The 17117-nt window shown below is 40.3% G+C and carries 13 protein-coding genes; 2 read left to right on the forward strand and 11 right to left on the reverse strand.

Annotation, left to right across the window (positions count from 1 at the left end; translation table 11 throughout):
* Nucleotides 1-73: 73 nt before the first annotated feature.
* Complete coding sequence (locus AC5YCI_RS07770) at nt 74-160, forward strand: hypothetical protein (protein WP_496129634.1); 87 nt, start codon at nt 74-76, stop codon at nt 158-160.
* A gap of 321 nt (nt 161-481) precedes the next feature.
* Here the strand turns inward: AC5YCI_RS07770 and AC5YCI_RS07775 are convergent, their stop codons facing one another.
* The 4 genes from AC5YCI_RS07775 to mobA all read right to left on the reverse strand — a co-directional run bounded on the left by AC5YCI_RS07775 (nt 482) and on the right by mobA (nt 8251).
* Nucleotides 482-1396 (reverse strand): LysR substrate-binding domain-containing protein, encoded by a 915-nt coding sequence (locus AC5YCI_RS07775; RefSeq protein WP_496129566.1) that lies wholly within the window; start codon nt 1394-1396, stop codon nt 482-484.
* Between the two features lie 186 nt (nt 1397-1582).
* On the reverse strand, nt 1583-2434 hold the full coding sequence (locus tag AC5YCI_RS07780; protein ID WP_496175410.1) for an OmpA family protein: 852 nt from the start codon (nt 2432-2434) through the stop codon (nt 1583-1585).
* A gap of 68 nt (nt 2435-2502) precedes the next feature.
* Nucleotides 2503-6960 carry an ESPR-type extended signal peptide-containing protein gene (locus AC5YCI_RS07785; protein WP_496175411.1) on the reverse strand — a complete coding sequence of 1486 codons (4458 nt, stop codon included), beginning with the start codon at nt 6958-6960 and terminating at the stop codon, nt 2503-2505.
* A 667-nt stretch (nt 6961-7627) separates the two neighbouring features.
* On the reverse strand, nt 7628-8251 hold the full coding sequence (mobA, locus tag AC5YCI_RS07790) for a molybdenum cofactor guanylyltransferase (protein ID WP_496175412.1): 624 nt from the start codon (nt 8249-8251) through the stop codon (nt 7628-7630).
* Nucleotides 8252-9278: 1027 nt separating this feature from the next.
* Here mobA and yddG point away from each other — a divergent pair.
* Nucleotides 9279-10223, forward strand: a complete 945-nt coding sequence (gene yddG, locus AC5YCI_RS07795) for an aromatic amino acid DMT transporter YddG (protein ID WP_496175413.1) — start codon at nt 9279-9281, stop codon at nt 10221-10223.
* A 12-nt stretch (nt 10224-10235) separates the two neighbouring features.
* On the opposite strand, the gene AC5YCI_RS07800 is transcribed toward yddG, so the two are convergent.
* The 7 genes from AC5YCI_RS07800 to pcaF form a co-directional block, all read right to left on the reverse strand.
* Nucleotides 10236-10463: a hypothetical protein gene (locus AC5YCI_RS07800; protein WP_496129571.1), complete on the reverse strand. Its 228-nt coding sequence runs from the start codon at nt 10461-10463 to the stop codon at nt 10236-10238.
* A 53-nt stretch (nt 10464-10516) separates the two neighbouring features.
* Nucleotides 10517-11722 carry an acyl-CoA dehydrogenase family protein gene (locus AC5YCI_RS07805; protein ID WP_496175414.1) on the reverse strand — a complete coding sequence of 402 codons (1206 nt, stop codon included), beginning with the start codon at nt 11720-11722 and terminating at the stop codon, nt 10517-10519.
* Nucleotides 11723-11792: 70 nt separating this feature from the next.
* Nucleotides 11793-12620, reverse strand: coding sequence for a MetQ/NlpA family ABC transporter substrate-binding protein (locus AC5YCI_RS07810; protein ID WP_496175415.1), 828 nt, complete (start codon nt 12618-12620; stop codon nt 11793-11795).
* Nucleotides 12621-12915: 295 nt separating this feature from the next.
* Nucleotides 12916-13527 (reverse strand): gamma carbonic anhydrase family protein, encoded by a 612-nt coding sequence (locus AC5YCI_RS07815; protein ID WP_496175416.1) that lies wholly within the window; start codon nt 13525-13527, stop codon nt 12916-12918.
* Nucleotides 13528-13555: 28 nt separating this feature from the next.
* Nucleotides 13556-14500: a phenylacetic acid degradation operon negative regulatory protein PaaX gene (paaX, locus tag AC5YCI_RS07820; protein ID WP_496175417.1), complete on the reverse strand. Its 945-nt coding sequence runs from the start codon at nt 14498-14500 to the stop codon at nt 13556-13558.
* Between the two features lie 57 nt (nt 14501-14557).
* Nucleotides 14558-15850, reverse strand: coding sequence for a phenylacetate--CoA ligase PaaK (gene paaK / locus AC5YCI_RS07825; RefSeq protein ID WP_496129576.1), 1293 nt, complete (start codon nt 15848-15850; stop codon nt 14558-14560).
* Nucleotides 15851-15907: 57 nt separating this feature from the next.
* Nucleotides 15908-17113 (reverse strand): 3-oxoadipyl-CoA thiolase, encoded by a 1206-nt coding sequence (gene pcaF, locus AC5YCI_RS07830; RefSeq protein ID WP_496175418.1) that lies wholly within the window; start codon nt 17111-17113, stop codon nt 15908-15910.
* Between the last annotated feature and the right edge of the window lie 4 nt (nt 17114-17117).

The raw sequence follows: 17117 nt of genomic DNA on the forward strand, positions 1-17117 counted from the left end.
TAAAGTATTTGATTTATATTGATTATTTACTAACTTTGTTTTCACACCAATTCAAGAAAGCAACAAAAGAAGAATTGGGATTGAGCATGTATTTGGTAGTTTAAAAACTTTCAAAATCCTTGCTGAGCGTTATCGAAACCAAGGTGAAAACTGGCTTTAAGATTCAATTTAATTACTGGAATCTATAATTTGGAGCCGAGTAAAAAATGATGTATGAAAGAATTCTGATATATATTTAAAACATAAGATAAAATTACATTTAAAAAGCTAAAAGGAAACAGACTCTAATGAGACTGCCTCCCGAAGATCGCTTTCAATAAAATATTGGCTTAACTCAACTACAGTTACTTCACCCTGTTGAACAGCAAGGCTTAAATCAAGTGCGGATAGTTTAGAATAATGATGCATAGAGAACGCTAGCTTATTTTTTTAGCACAGCATAGCGTCTTTTTAACCTTACAATATAGTCTTTTTACATTTTTTAAAATGCCGAGCGATCGTAGTTAATTGCTTCTAAATCATAAACTTGATAAATACAGTCAAATAAGGCCTTGATATCTTCACTTTCATCCATGCAACGCGTGGCCATAAATATAGGGCTCACTGCATTTTCATCTAAAATAGGAATATAATGTAGATGGGTCAACTGTAGGGTCTTAGCACTCTCTGGCACAATACAGATTCCTTCACCTGCTGCCACTAAGCCTAATGCCAACTGAATTTCGCGTACCTCACGAAACTTTTTTGGCTCTAAACTGTACTCAGAAAATAGATTCATAATTTGGCTAGAGAAGTTTGGTTTAGGCTGAGCAGGATATAAGAAAATTGCTTCATCCACTAAATCTGCCAAATATACACCTTGCTTTTGCTGCGCCAGAAAATGACTGGCATGTACCGCCAACATTAAACGCTCTTTACGTAATAATACCCGACGAATGGCTGGGTCAGACACACGTAAACGACCGAAACCCACATCAATTCGACCTTCTTTTAAAGCAGGAATTTGATGTGTGGTGGTCATTTCAATCAACTCTATTTTAAGCTGTGGGTATTGCTGACGATATAAATAGACAATGCGTGATAATAAGCCATAAAGTAATGACCCTACAAATCCAATCCGTACTGTACGTTCGACCATGCCCACACGTTTGGTCATGGACTTAATTTCTTCAGCATTGGCTAATAATTTAACCGCATGTTGATAAAAAAATTGGCCGGCTTCCGTGAGCTGCAATGGACGGCTACCTCGCTCAAATAATATGACTCCAAACTCATTTTCTAAATTTTGAATTTGACGACTTAATGGGGGCTGGGCAATAAAAAGTTTCTCTGCCGCCTTGGTAAAACTTTGCTCTTCAGCAACCGTCACAAAGTATTTAAGATGGCGTAATTCCATAGCCTTATCCATTTGAATTTAAAAAAGAAGCCTGACAAGGCTAAGCTAAATTCTATAAAAGACCCATTAGCAAATGGTCGCAATCTATGCGTTTAAAATACAAATAAAAAAAAGGCTCCCCGAGGGGAACCTTCAAGGTGAGCACAAAAACTAATGCTCAAGGGGTTCTTTTAAAGTTGGCTTAACTTACCATTTCACTTCTACACGGCGGTTTTCTTCTAAACATTTCAATAATGCTGGACTCTTTGCAGCGCCTTCACAACGTTTGAATTGTTCAGTTGAACCTAAACCGCCCAGCTTAATTTTCGCACCATCAACGCCGTATTCTTGTAACAATTGAGTCACAGTAATCGCGCGTTTTTCAGATAAGCGTTTGTTATAAGCTGCATTACCAAAACGATCTGCATAACCTGCAACATACACCACAGCAGGTTGATCAGCTAAGATTTGGTTCGCAAGTACACGTACATCATCTACGCCACCAACAATATTGCCTGCGTCTGAACGGTCAAAGTTAAACACAACATTTACGTGTTGTTTTGGCTCAGGTAATGTTTGCTTTTCAATGATCACTGGAACATTGTTGACAATCGTTTGTGTGTTTACTTTAGCCACATCTAAAGCTGCACAGCCTGCACCTTTCCAGTAATGGCTTTTCGCGATGTATTCACCATCTTGCTTATCAAAATCTACACGTAATTGACAGATTTTGTAGTCTTGGGTGCCCGGTTGACGTAGAGCAAGTACATAGTTCCATGTACGGACGTTAAATAAACCTTCAGAGAAGTTAGGATGACCAAAGATATGACGGATTTGATCTTTGGTTAAACCATTGCTCATTTGCAAAGCTTCTACAGCTTCATAACGGTGCACTTGGTCTAAGTAGCTTTCTTTGATTTCAGGAAAGTCTACTGCTTCTGCAGTGTTATTTGCTGCATAACCAGGGTATACATGCACATCAGAACTCACGTTAGCGTTTGCCACACCAAAAGCAGTCATTAGGCCAACAAGTAATGCACTCTTTTTTAATAGATTCATGATGATCTCTCTTAATTTTGTAAACTGTATGCAATGTCGTTAAGGGGAGTTGATTAATCCCAAAGGGATTAATCAATGATTCCGCTTACACCAAGACGTACGCTTGGATCACCTTCTGTACCTGCTGCAACACCACCAGTTAACGACCAACGGCCGTTATCTGCTGTTTTACGTAAAGTTACACCTAGAGCTGCTTGACCATTGTGGTAAGCCGTTGCTGCTGCATAAGTGTATTTACCTGGTACGTAAGGTGCTGTTTCTAAAGCCATTGCTGCTGCAATACCTGCACTCATACGGTCTTCAACGTCATCAATACGGTTATTAAATGATTGTTGAAGGTTAGTTACACGGTCACCTAAATCAATATCAGCTTGATTTAGAGCACCTAATGCATCGCCTACATTGTCATAAGAGCCGCCATTCACATTGTATGTTGGCGCTTTAATTGAACCATCTGGGTTCACAGCTGCACCACCACCAAAGATATTTACCGTACCTTCTAGCTGATCCACATTGACAGCATCTTTACCGTCTGTACCAGCCGCTAAATTATGGATTTGGTTACCACCAACGCTGATATTATCTTGTTGAATCGTAATTGCATTGTTACCTTTACCAGCACCAATGGTTAAGCTACCAGCATCGCCAGTTAAAGTAATTTGATCTGCAAGATCAACTGTAACTTTCGCGCCATTTGGCGTGGTTTCAGTAGTTACAGTGGTGTTAGCTGAAGGACCCGCTACAAATTCAACTGTATCGTTTGGATTTACTTTTTCAGATACTGTGTTACCTGCTGCATCTTTACCCGTTAAATTCCAACCAGAGTTTGCAATATTGTTGTTAATGGTTTCTTCTAAACCACCAATTTCATCTTTGAGCTGGCCTAAGTTCACCGCTTGGTGATTTTCAGTTGCTGTACCAACGTTATTAATTTGGTTACCAGCGAAGTTGACACCGTTTTCACCTTCTTGAATGGTAATGTCACCTACAGTTAAGCCTTCACCATTAAGTAAAGTATCACCAATAGAAACTGAACCATCTTTACCTAAGTCAAGGTTAGGATTAAGTTCAACTTTAACATTGCTGCCTTCGTTGCTAACTTGGATATTACCTACATCATCACCAGAGAAATCAACTGTGGTATTTGGTTTGATCTTCTCGCCTTGATCAGCAGCTACGCCACCTGTGGTTAGCGTCCAACCAGAATCAGAAACTGCTTTACCAATTTCATCTTTTAATTGTGAAACGTTAACAGCATCATCACCTTTTATACCAGTAGCAACGCCACCAAGCACATTACCACCAAAGTTTACATTGCCTTGGTTAATAACAATTGGTGCTCGTGCTTGTTCATAGATAGGAAGACCAGTGATTGGGTCTGTTAAAGCAAGACCAGTACTTGGATCTAACTTAGGAATACCAGCAATCGTTAAACCATCATTATTAACTGATGTATCACCAATGCTTAATGAGCCATCTGCTGATAAATTCACATCTTTATCTAATTCAACTGCAATCACAGTTTCAGTACCGACAACGTTACCGTCTTTATCTTTCACTTCTTTAGAAGTTTGTGATACAGAGATGTTGTCATCGCCATTGAACTGTACAGAGCTGTTGTTCGCTGCTTTGTCACCGTTTACCGCATTTTCAGTGACTGCACCAGATTCTTTATCTTGAGCAATAATGTTCCAACCAGCAGATTGTAATTGGCTTACATTGACTGCGTCAGTTGGTGCTGTACCAGCTGCAACATTATGAATTTGGTTACCACCAAAACTCACCTCACCTTGTTTAAGGTTGATATCACCTGCAACATAATTCGTTGGCAGTGGATTACCTTGTGCATCTAGCAAGTTATATGTACCACCGCCTGCAACCGTTAAACCACCATCTTTGCTTAAGTTGATCTGATCAGCTAAATCAACAGTCACCGTGGCTTTATCCACCATCACTGTATTGCCGTGTGCATCTTTAACATCGTTACCATTCGCATCTTTTAGCGCAACTTGTTGTACAGTCGTACCTACAGTCACATTATCAGAACCCGCTTTATGTTCAACTTGATCATTCGGGTTAATTTTCGCTGTAGTTACAGGCTTGCCATTTGCATCTTTAACTGGGTTACCGTCTTTATCCAAGACAGCAGCGTTACCCAGTGTCCAACCAGCAGATTGTAATTGGCTGACATTGACTGCATCAGTAAGCTCTGTACCTGCTGCAACGTCTTTTAATTGGTTACCACCAAAGCTTACATTGCCTTGGCTAATGATAATTGGGTTATAAGTTTTGTCATCTACTGTAGCACCAGCCAGTGTTAAACCTGCGTCATTAAGTAATGTATCACCAATGCTTAATGAACCATCTGCTGATAAATCAACGTCTTTTTCAAGTTCAACCGCAATTACAGTTTCAGAACCAATCACATTACCATCTTTATCTTTCACTTCTTTAGAAGTTTGTGATACAGAAATGTTGTCATCGCCATTAAACTGTACAGAGCTGTTGTTCGCCGCTTTGTCACCGTTTACCGCATTTTCAGTTGTACCCGTTACATTACCAGCAGCATCTTTATCCTGAGTGATAACGTTCCAACCTGCAGATTGTAATTGGCTTACATTCACTGCATCAGTTGGTGCTGTACCAGCTGCAATATTTTGTAGCTTGTTGCCACCAAAGTTGATATTACCTTGATTGATTGTAATCGCATTAGGGTAGTTTTGAGTTACATAAACTGGATTACCTTCTGCATCTAATACAGGGTTACCATCAGTATCTTTTTTAGGAATCTTATTGTCATCTGCATCTAAAACAAAAACATCACCAGCAGCAATTGTTAAACCACCGTTTTCAGTTAACTGAATTTGGTCAGCCACTTTAACATTGACTTGTGTACCAATCACATCGCCAGCATCATTTTTTAACACACTTTGGCTAACTTCAGCATTTTTGCCGCCAACAAAGTCAACAACGTTGGTATCGCCACCAATAGTAGATGCATTGGCAACATCACCACCTGTCGCGAGCTTCCAAGCTGAAGCGGCAGCGGCATCTACTTTTAATACAGGGTTACCATCTGCATCTAAAGTGACTTGTGCGCCTTGAATGTTAAATGTATCACCAAGTTTTACTTGAGTTGATACAGGCACTTTTTCTGTTACTGGTTGACCAGCATCATCAAGTTTAGGGCTACCGTCTGCATTTAATACAGGCACATCATTATAGGCTAAAGGTTGACCATCTGCACCCACATTAACAAAGTTAATTGGTTTAGCTGCATCAGCTTGTGCTTGTTTTGCTTCAGATAGTACATAGTAAAGCTGTGAACCATTGACTGCATCTGTACTGTCAGAAGTAATACGACCAGCACCTACGTGTTGAATTTGACGCTCAGCACCTGATTTACCTACACTTACTGCGCCAGGAGATGCTTTATAAGGTCCATTTGCATATATCGGTAGACCATTTTCATCACGTTTAATAACTAGGTTACCCTCAGCATCTACTTCCGTAGCAAAATCTTGTGATTTATATAAACCCGCAAAATCAAAAACTTGATAGTTTTGCTGTATATTACCTTGAGCATCCTTGTATTCATAGCTTGCAGGCATAACGTCTAGCGCATTATGAACTTGTGTTAATTCTGAATTTGCGCCCAAAACCACACTATTAGTTACAGTTGACTTAAGATCAATACCAGTACCTAATACAAAGGTATTTGATCCTGCAACCGAGTTATTATGTCCTACAGCCGCTGAGTTTAAGCCAGAAACTGCCCCCTGACCAATTGCAATTGCACCCTCTTTAGATGCTACACCACCTAAAGAAATTGAGTTACTACCTGTCGCAGATGCACCAATTGCAATTGAGTTACTACCTATCGCAGATGCACCAATTGCAATTGCATTAGTGCCTTTAGCTACAACACTATCACCTAAAGCAATTGTTTTTTGATCTAAAGCCTCTGCTTTGGTACCAATAGCCGTTGATTGTAAACCTGAAGCATTAGATGAACCACCTAGCGCTGTAGCACCATCTAAGGCTGTAGAAAACTGTCCAATCGCTGTAGAGTTTTGCCCTTTAGCTAAGGCTAATGCACCTATTGCAGTAGAACCCTGACCTTCTGCTTCTGCCTGTGCACCAACAGCAACTGTTAAATCACCAGTCGCTTTAGCTTGGTTACTTTTTACGATTTTAATCTCTTCACCATTTTCACTTAATACCAGATTACCGTCCTGATCTACTTGCGATTCACGGCTAGGACCACTACCTTCACTACCAATGGCAATTGTACCAACCCCTAAGGTTACACCCAGTTTTGAAACGGGTGCATTTGGAGTCTGATTGACCCAAGCCATCGTACCTGTGCTTGCTACAGCTGCTGCCCCAACAACAACTGTTGCAACTGCATTTGCCGCCGCTTTTTTGAGTTTATTTGAACCTTTCTTTTGACCCGCTGCTGTTTCCGATACTGCAACCCATACCCCTAGAGATGCATTCCAAACAGTCTTAAATACTTTATTCATGTAAACCCCTGTTACCTTGTTTTTTAATGTAAATGGTCTGTAACCATTTTGGGGTAAATTCTACAAGTAAATGTTAAATGTGTCACTATTTCATAAACTTACGCTAATTATTTATGTTTTTTTGTTAAAAAAACTAAATAAAGTCTCATTTTTGTAAAAAAAAAGAGCCTATACCTATGCAAATATAATTGTTTTTAGGTATTTGTTAAGATTAATTTAATATTAAAAGTAATTAATGCCGGTATTTTGCATTAAAAATCGCTTAATAAATATCCTATTTTTAAAATTTACTCTGTTTAATTGTGTTTTTTTGTAAAAAAAATAGAGGGGTTTTGAACATAAAACACCATTTTTTTCTTAAAATGTGCCCAAAATCATATCTTATGTGATGTTTGTGTTAATCGTTTCAATGGGTCATATTTCTATAAAAATCGATCAAATCTTATTGGTTTAAAGATATTAATCACATTAAATTTACTTTGTTATTAGATTTGATTAGCTGTGTAAGCATATTCCAAGCTGTTGCTACTACATAGCTATGACAATAGATAAAACTCGAGCTGCTGTATTACATCAGGCTAGATGAGCCTGCTCTAGCCTATAGTTCAATGCAATAAGTCAACTGATGTTATTTTAAATAAAACATGAAGTAGATATTAGTGATTTATTATTTAGGTAAATACTGTAATTGACGGTACTGTTGTAGCTCATCGAGCGAATTAATGCTGTGCAAAAATAGACTTTGATTGTGGAAGTTGGCAACTTGGGCATGTAAATCTTGAAAGCACGCTTTTAAACTACGCTGTGCTGAACTCAAATGGTACTGTAATATGGATAAACTATCGCGATGCATTAAACAAAATGGATAAATCGCCACACCATTCATTTCGACATAAGCAACTTTGGCACTTGAATGACGTGCCAATGCAGCATGTAAGCGTGGTAACACATGTTTAGGAATATAGGTAACATCACACGGTACAAATAATACATAGTCCTGTTCCACATGCGACCATGCACTTTTCATTCCCATCATTGGCCCCCAAAACCCCCGTTCATCATCAGCAAAACTTTTGGCATGTGGCTCCAGCATTTGGTAAATCGAGTGATCGCGGTGACTATTGATCCATACCTGTTTGGCCTGTGATTTAAAGCATTGATGCAATTTAATCAGTTGAATTTGGTCATCAAATTTTTGTAGCAGTTTATTGATCCCATTCATACGCCGTGCCTGACCACCCGCTAAAATAACAACATCGGTTGGGGGATGATTTAAATTTTGGATATGCATCGTGTTTTCTCCACATGACAAATCACAACGAATTTCAGCTTAGCTACTCAAATCTAAGGCAAATCTTCAGCCTTCATGTTTACTTACTTCAATAGCAGCGAAAATGTGTTGTGCTCTTGTTAAATTTTTTGTTGTTATCATCTACAGTTCTAAACCCGCTGGGCCACAGCAGTACTTAGTTACTATCAACTGCCTATACAGCTCACGTCATGGTCTTATTCAATATCCTTACTCAATAAGCTCTATGTCTTTGGTTTTAGATCATGATAGACCTTGCTCATTTATCAATAAGCAATGAATATGCCATAGTAGATTGATCCAATCTCAAAACACTTAATTTGGTTGAAGCTGCTGTATTTTAAGTTTATTTTTTTTACTTGATTGGAGTTAAATACTAAGCCTCAAGTGAAGATATGGATATGCTTATCGATCAAGCCCTGTAACAATGCACTGGCTAACTAGGCTTGTGCGTATTTTATAATCTATCAACTTGTGTATAAGTTAAAATCACTTATTTCTGACAAATAGATCTAGAAACACCCATCATAAATTTATGATTTATTTCAATCACTTAAATACAAATTAAAACCATTTCATCAAACTTAATCACTGCATGGTGCTGTAAGCTATAACGTACATATTTTTAAGATAATTTCCTCTGTACGGATAAGATTATTTTTTTTAATCTAAATACATAGGGAACAGATGGTTCTAGAACATAAAACAACAATGATAAGTTCTTAGATCTAATCTCGCTAACTAGCGTTATATCTCATACAACCTCGATATGAAAAAGCCTAACTTAATGTTGGGCTTTTTTAAGTCTACTTATTCACTGTCATTATTGTCTAGATAGTTGATTTTGATATGATCTACTCAGTATGCCACGTATAAATCCAATTAAGCCGATAACTTCAATCTAGAAACTCGCATAGACGGCTGAAAAAATTGCGCCTAAAATCCTCACAATCGGGCCATCTCAATAAGATGGTCTTTTTTATTGCTTATTTTTGCGCGAGATTTTTTCATGTTATCTCAACGTTTTGCGACTTGGTGCGGGATTAGTGCCATTTTAATGTGGGCAGCGATGCTCGGCTTAATTCGCCAAGTCACTGAACGTTTTGGGGCAGAATTGGGAATTACTCTAATTTATAGTTTAAGCACGCTGTTATTGTTGGCTATTTTTGGTTTACCTAATTTTAGACGCATGTCTAAAACTTATTTACTGGTTGGCAGTACCTTATTTGTTGTGTATGAAATGTGCTATTCCTTTGCGATTGGTTATGCACAAACGGCGCAGCAAGCCATTGAAGTCAGTGTAGTGAATTATTTATGGCCGAGTTTAACCATGCTGGCTTTGGTGGCTTTTAAACAGCTGAAGTTTCATTGGATGCTGTTAGTGGGTATGAGTATTTCAATTTCAGGCTTAATCTATATTCAGCTTGGTGGTGGAGGCTTTAGCTTCGATCAAATATTTGCCAATGCAGTGAGTAATCCATTGAGTTACGGTTTAGCCTTGATCGGTGCCTTGCTATGGTCAATCTACTGTGCTTTTACACGGCGCTACGGCACTCAAGAAAATCCAATTGCATTTTTCTTTTGTTTGGTGAGTTTGGTATTGTGGATTAAATTATTGATTTTAGGTCATGATTTGAGCGCCATTCCGTGGTCAGGCAGTAATGTATTTTATTTAATTGCCGCTGCATTCAGTTTAGGCTTGGGTTATGGTGCCTGGAATGTTGGCATGTTGCATGGCAATGTAGCTACACTGGTGGCGAGCTCTTATTTTAGCCCAGTCATTGCTGCGTTTATTGCGATGCTCATTTTAGGGCAAAGCCTGAGCGTTAGTTTTTGGCAAGGAGCATGCCTTGTCACTTTCGGCTCAATTCTCTGTTGGCTCACCACCAATTGGTCAGCAATTGCACCTAAATTATTCAAAAGCCATAGATTGACACAAAAAGACCCCATTTAAGGGGTCTTTTTTTTAACGAATCACGTCAACTTTATAAAACTGTTTTAAGTTGAGTAAGTCTTGAAAAGGATTGGATGCTTGACTCAGTTGATTGATCTTCTCGTAAAATTGCTGGGCCGCATGGGCCTGGCATTCCACTAACCAGCCTTTTAGGCAGTGGGTGGTCTTGTCTTGCATATAAATCTCACAGCTGGTTGGGCTGAGCAAACGCATTTGTGTAATTTTAAATAGATGTTGCATTTGATTGACCTCCACAATTGGGACAATCAAATACTTGCAAATTTTATACCACATTAAAAATACACATTATTGGGTAAATACTCACCATGAACAAGACGCTTACCTAAAGCCACTGCTTTTAAACTGGCAGGATTATGGGATGCAAGGGTGCGAATATTGCGCCAATGACGGTCTAAGCTCAAACTACGACGAGTCGCAGAAGCGCCAACCACATCAAAAATTTGGGTGGCGGCTTTAAGTGCAATCGGTTCAATGGCAATTTTAGCTTGTGTGGCAGCTTGTGCTGCAGCATGGCTTAGCTCAAAATCTGTCACCCCCTGTTGAGTGCTGGCAAAGGCAATATCTTGCTGAGCAGCAGCACGTAATACCGCAGCCTCTGCGATAAATGCCGCGGCAGAGATTTCACCAATTTTTTCTAAGAAGATAGGATCTTCACTGGCCTGTACTGTAGTGGCAAAACTAAAGCTGCGGCCACGCTGCTTTAATGCAAGTGCTGCATCTTGCTCTACAGCTTTTAAAATACCGGCAATAATTGCGTGTAAATACAACTGAGTAAATGGTTTAAAGCTCACCTGTTCCTTCGCCACAGGAATAATTTCCTCTGGATAAACCGTCACGTTTTCAAAACGTGTGGTCCCACTTGCGGTATAACGCTGTCCAATACCATCCCAGTCATCAATCACGCTTACGCCAGCACGATTTTTAGGAATAACCACGTTATAAGCACGACTTTGCTCTGAACCTACACGTACTGAAATATAATCTGCATATAAAGTACCTGTGGTAAAGAACTTCTCTCCATTTAAATGCAATCCTTGCTGATCTTCACGAATACGGGTTTGGTATTCACCACTGCCTACGGTAATGCTGTTTAGCTCTGTAAAGGCATTTCCAATAATTGCGCCTTCTGCTACTTTTTGCAGCCAAACCTCTTGGAAACGTGGATCTGTACTGCGCAACACGTCTTCTACAAATTGAAAATGGGAACGTAAAATTTGTGTGACATCAGAATCAATCGCGCTTATTTGAATCAGCACTTCAAATAGTTGCTCAATCGATAGACCGTATCCACCTAAATGCTCTGGGATACGCAGTGCACCAATTTTATGCGCTTTTAAAATAGCGATACTTTCAAATGGTGCATGACCACCTTGTTGTTGACGCAGCACTGCATCCGCGCGTAATTTTTGCAATACTTCTTGCCACAATGCACTTTGTTGAAATTCAGCATGATTGATCGCATTCAAGAGCGTATTCATAGGATTTTCCTTCATTATTATATTGAGCCACATAGAGCAAACGCCCGATTTGTCCCACTACCTGGTGTTATTAACGTTGCCAAGTCACATAATCACTAAAGTTTTTGAGAATATATTGGCGGGCTTCTTCAGATTCAAAAACTTCTTTCACGCGTTGTACTTCTGGACGTTGAATAGACGCCCCATTGCCCACTAACACTGCAGTGTAATAAGGGTCAGGCTTTTCGGTCACCAAAGCATCTCTTTTAGGCACCACCCCTGCATGTGCAGTATATGCACCTGTAATTAAGGTTAAGTCTGAATCACGGTACACCGATGGAATCATCAGCTGCTCAACTTCAGTAATCTTCAGTCGCTTTGGGTTAGCAATAATATCGGCTTGACTGGCTTTAGCTTCACTATTGGGTTTCAGCTGAATCAAACCGGCTTGTTGTAGTAATAAAAGGGCACGACCATTATTGCCTGTATCGGATGGAATCACCACACGTGCTTGATCAGGTAAGGCAGCGATGGACGAATACTGTGGTGAATAAGCACCAAAAATTGTATTAAAGGTATAAGAGACGACCTTGAGGTCCCATTGATTTAAATGAGCAGCTGAGTCTAAATAACTTTTATGTTGAAAGAAGTTTAAGTCGGCTTCTTTGGCATCGACTACTCGATTTGGCATTAATGAGTCGTTAACATATTGAATTTGTAAATCAATATTTTCCTTTTTGAGCTGTTGCTGGGCAAATTCAGCTAAATCAGAATACGGCGGATTATCTTTACCAATCAATTTGACCACCTTAGCTGCACTTTGTGCGGTTGTGGCGTCAGAGGGATCTGCTTTATTTTGATCACACCCCCATAAAAATAAGCTGCTGGCTAAAGCGCAACTCCAAGTCAATTTTTTCATTTATCTATCTCAATTTGGATCTATGTGTTAAATGGTTCTAGGCAAGAACGATCTATGCATAAACAATTGAGCTTATGTAACGTGATTTACAAAGGATTGAAAAATATTATTTTTCTGCATGAATAGCATAAATTTAGAAATATATTTTTATGATTTTTTTTGCAAAAAAATTGATGTAGGTTTGGCCACATTGTATTCGCCCCATCATCCCTGTGACCTTGTGATGGTTAAATTCACCTCATAGATCAATATTAATCTATAAAAAAAGCAGCCTAAGCTGCTTAACGGTTTACTTTTAAGAGGATTTTTTCAACTCCGCTTTAATTTGATAATCGGCATGAAATACGGCATAGGTTAAGCGCTGCGGGTCATCTTGAGACAAAGGTTCAACCTCATGTAAGCTGTCTAAACAGCGCTGAGCTAAACGGATATATTCGTCTGTGCCTTTGCTTTTCCAAGCAATTTCTTTAGCATCGAGTTCACGGATTGCGCGCGCAGGACTGCCCACCACCAATTGGTTTGGTGCAATATTGGCTTTGGCTTTGACGGTACTGTTGGCACCTACAATACAATTTTCAGCAATGGCAGCTTCATCCAAAATCACACTGTTCATACCCACCAACACATTTTTGCCAATTTGGCAGCCATGTAAAATCGCGCCGTGACCAATGTGGCCGTATTCTGCTACGCGCGTGATACTATTGGGAAAACCATGAATGACACAGTTGTCTTGTACGTTGGCATTTTTTTCAATATGAATGCGCCCAAAATCGGCACGTAAACAGGCATTGGGGCCAATATACACGCCTTCCTCAATGATGACATCACCAATTAAAACTGCAGTTGGATGAACATAGGCCTGTGGACTGACCACAGGAATCACTCCATCAATGGCATAACAAGGCATCACTTTACTCCTTTAAAGTGGCAAGGTTTTAGTCGGCAATCAGTTCTTGTTTTAAACCGCCAAAACGTTTGTAAAATTGTGGATGTACAGGCGGCATATTACCGTCTGCGGTACGCGCATGTTCTAAGAAAAATTCATCTGCGGCAGCATATACGGTTTGATAAGTATTACTGCTTAAATTACGCGCAGTTAAGGCTGGCCAATCCAGTGGCAGCAGCTCTAGGGGTAAATTGGGATCTTTCAGTAAAATCCGACGGTATTGATGAATGAGTAAAATCCGCACCTGAAAAGCTTGAATTGGATCAATGTCTTCTTCGTTCTCTAAATAACTAAAGAAGCTGCGGAAATCTTGAATAAATTTTTGATAACGCTGCTGTAAGCTTTCAATCGGCCAATTGATGGCCACCATCCGTTTTACGGTTGGATAAGATTCTTGCCATAAGGCTAAAGTTTCAGCCTTAAATAAAACCACTTGATCCGTCATGCTTAAATTCAACAACAAATTTTGTAGTTTTAAATGATCACAGCCCGGATAAGCCATGACGTTGGTGGCAATATTGGCAAAACCCAACCATTCGAGCTCACGTTTTAACAGCACTTTATTTTCAAGTTCAACCGAGCTTAATAAGACCAAATCCCACTTTTGATCCCATTCACGTTGTTCAAAGCTATAAATTTTTTGATCAGCCATGATAAAACGTTGTCGACTGCTTTCAGTAATACGGTAATAGCTGGTACGGCCTATTTTTTCAGAAATCAACCAGCCATTTTGTACCAAACGAAAGACTGCAGTACGTACCGAACGTTCATTGAGGCCAAAAACCTCCATCAGTTGAATTAAACTGGCCAGGCTCATCACCCCACCACGGTGATAAACACTATCACCAAAAACCGTCATAATCAGTGAGGTACCGCTGAGTGATTCATGTGTAATGAAATCATCAATCGCCTGTTTTAATTTATTATTGGTCACTGTATATCTCGAATTTATGCTGGGGACAATTATCTTACGATAAATTGCCCCATTTGTTTAAGCCGACTTTCGGATATCGATCACGCGTTGAGCTTTCCCTTCAGAACGCGGTAGGCTGCCCTCAGGTAATACTTCAACCGATACGGTAATACCGACCATGGTTTTGATTTGTGCTTTGAGTTGCTGTGCCAATTGCTGCGCTTGAACGCCACTGCCATCACGGCGCATTTCGGTACGAATATGCAGCGTATCAAGATGGCCTTGTTTGCAAATTTGAATTTGGTAGTTCGGCTCAAGTTGTGGAATATGTAGAATTTGCTCTTCGATTTGTGAAGGAAACACGTTCACGCCACGAATAATCATCATATCATCACTACGACCAACAATTTTATCCATGCGACGCATTGGGCGTGCGGTTCCTGGCAACAAGCGGGTTAAATCGCGGGTACGGTAGCGAATCACTGGCATGCCTTCTTTGGTAATGGTGGTAAAGACTAATTCACCCAACTCCCCATCTGGCAAGACTTCACCCGTTTCAGGATGGATGATTTCAGGGTAGAAATGATCTTCCCAAATGGTTGGGCCATCTTTACTTTCTAGACATTCCATCGCAACACCCGGCCCCATCACCTCAGATAAGCCATAGATATCAAGTGCGTTAATGCCCAGGCGCTCTTCAATCTCTTTACGCATTTCATTAGTCCATGGCTCAGCACCAAACACCCCGGTACGAATTGAGCAATCTTTGGCGCTACCAAATTTACGCTCTAACGCTTCAATGATGTTTAAGCAATACGATGGTGTAACCATCAATGCTGTTGGTTTAAAGTCATGAATCAGTTGTGCTTGTTTGTCGGTTTGCCCACCAGACATCGGAATGACCGTGGCACCTAGACGCTCAACGCCATAATGTGCACCTAAGCCACCGGTAAATAAGCCATAACCATAAGAGACTTGAATGGTATCTTTAGAACTTAAGCCCGCTGCACGTAGGGAACGCGCCACCACATCCGACCAGACGTTAATGTCATTTTGGGTATAACCCACTACCGTCGGTTGACCTGTAGTACCCGATGAAGCATGCACACGCACGATTTGTTCTTGCGGAACGGCAAACATACCAAATGGATAATTGTCACGTAAATCTTGTTTGGTGGTAAACGGAAATTTAGCCAAATCTTCAAGACTTTTTAAATCACTTGGATGCACACCTGCGGCATCAAATTTTTGTTTATAGACGGTACTGTTGTCATAGGCATGCTGTAAGGTTTTTTGCATGCGTTGTAATTGTAGATTGCGTAATTCGTCAATAGACGCGCGTTCAATCGCTTCGATCGCATTCATATTCATGCTGTACTCCTTGTTGCCATCATCCTGACAGCGCTTATTGTTATTACAATTTTTTGTTTAGACGTTTTCTAAAATTAAAGCCACACCTTGGCCCACGCCCACACACATACTACATAGTGCATATTGACCATTACGGCGTTTAAGCTCTTTGGCTGCGGTAATCACTAAACGTGTACCACTCATCCCTAGTGGATGACCCAGTGCAATTGCACCACCATTTGGATTGACACGCGCATCGTCATCGCTAAGGCCCAGTTCACGCGTTACGGCTAAGGCTTGGGCAGCAAAGGCTTCATTCAGCTCAATGACATCCATTTGCTCTAAACTTAAGCCCGTTTGCTTTAAAACTTTTTGAATGGCAGGTACCGGGCCAATACCCATATATTTGGCTTCTACACCTGCACTGGCAATGCCCACCACACGCGCCACCCGATCTAAGCCATGGGCTTGCGCAAATTCAGCATTAGCAAGTAGTACACAAGCCGCACCATCATTGACACCTGATGCATTGCCCGCAGTCACCGAACCGCCTTCTTTTTTGAATGGGGTTTTTAACGCTGCTAAATCATCAAGTGTCGTGTCAGCACGTGGGTGCTCATCTTGTTCAACTAATAACGTCTTTTTACGTTGAATAATTTCAACGGGCATAATTTCTTCAGCAAAAATATTGTTTTGCTGTGCTTTAGCCACTTTTTGTTGGCTACGATAAGCAAATAAATCCTGATCTTCACGGCTAATGTTGTATTTTGCTGCTACGTTTTCAGCGGTTTCTGGCATGCTGTCGGTGCCAAATTGCTGTTTAAATTTTGGGTTGATAAAACGCCAGCCAATCGTGGTATCAAAAATTTCTGGGGTACGACTAAACGCAGCAGTTGGTTTAGATTGCACAAATGGCGCACGGCTCATGCTTTCTACACCACCAGCTAAAATAAACTGTGCTTCACCCGCTTTAATGGCACGTGCACCCAAGCCCACCGCATCTAAACCTGAAGCACATAGGCGGTTCACAGTAATCGCAGGTACATCTTCACCTAAACCCGCAAGTAAACTTGCCATACGTGCCACATTGCGGTTATCTTCACCCGCTTGGTTGGCACAACCTAAAATCACTTCATCGAGGTGTTGCCATGGTAAATTCGGATGCTTGTTTTTTAAATATTGGATCGGTAACGCTGCCAAGTCGTCGGTACGAATAGTGCTTAAGCCGCCAGCATAACGACCAATTGGGGTACGAATCATGTCACATACATATACATCTTGCATACTT

It is taken from the genome of Acinetobacter sp. CY17, assembly GCF_059515825.1.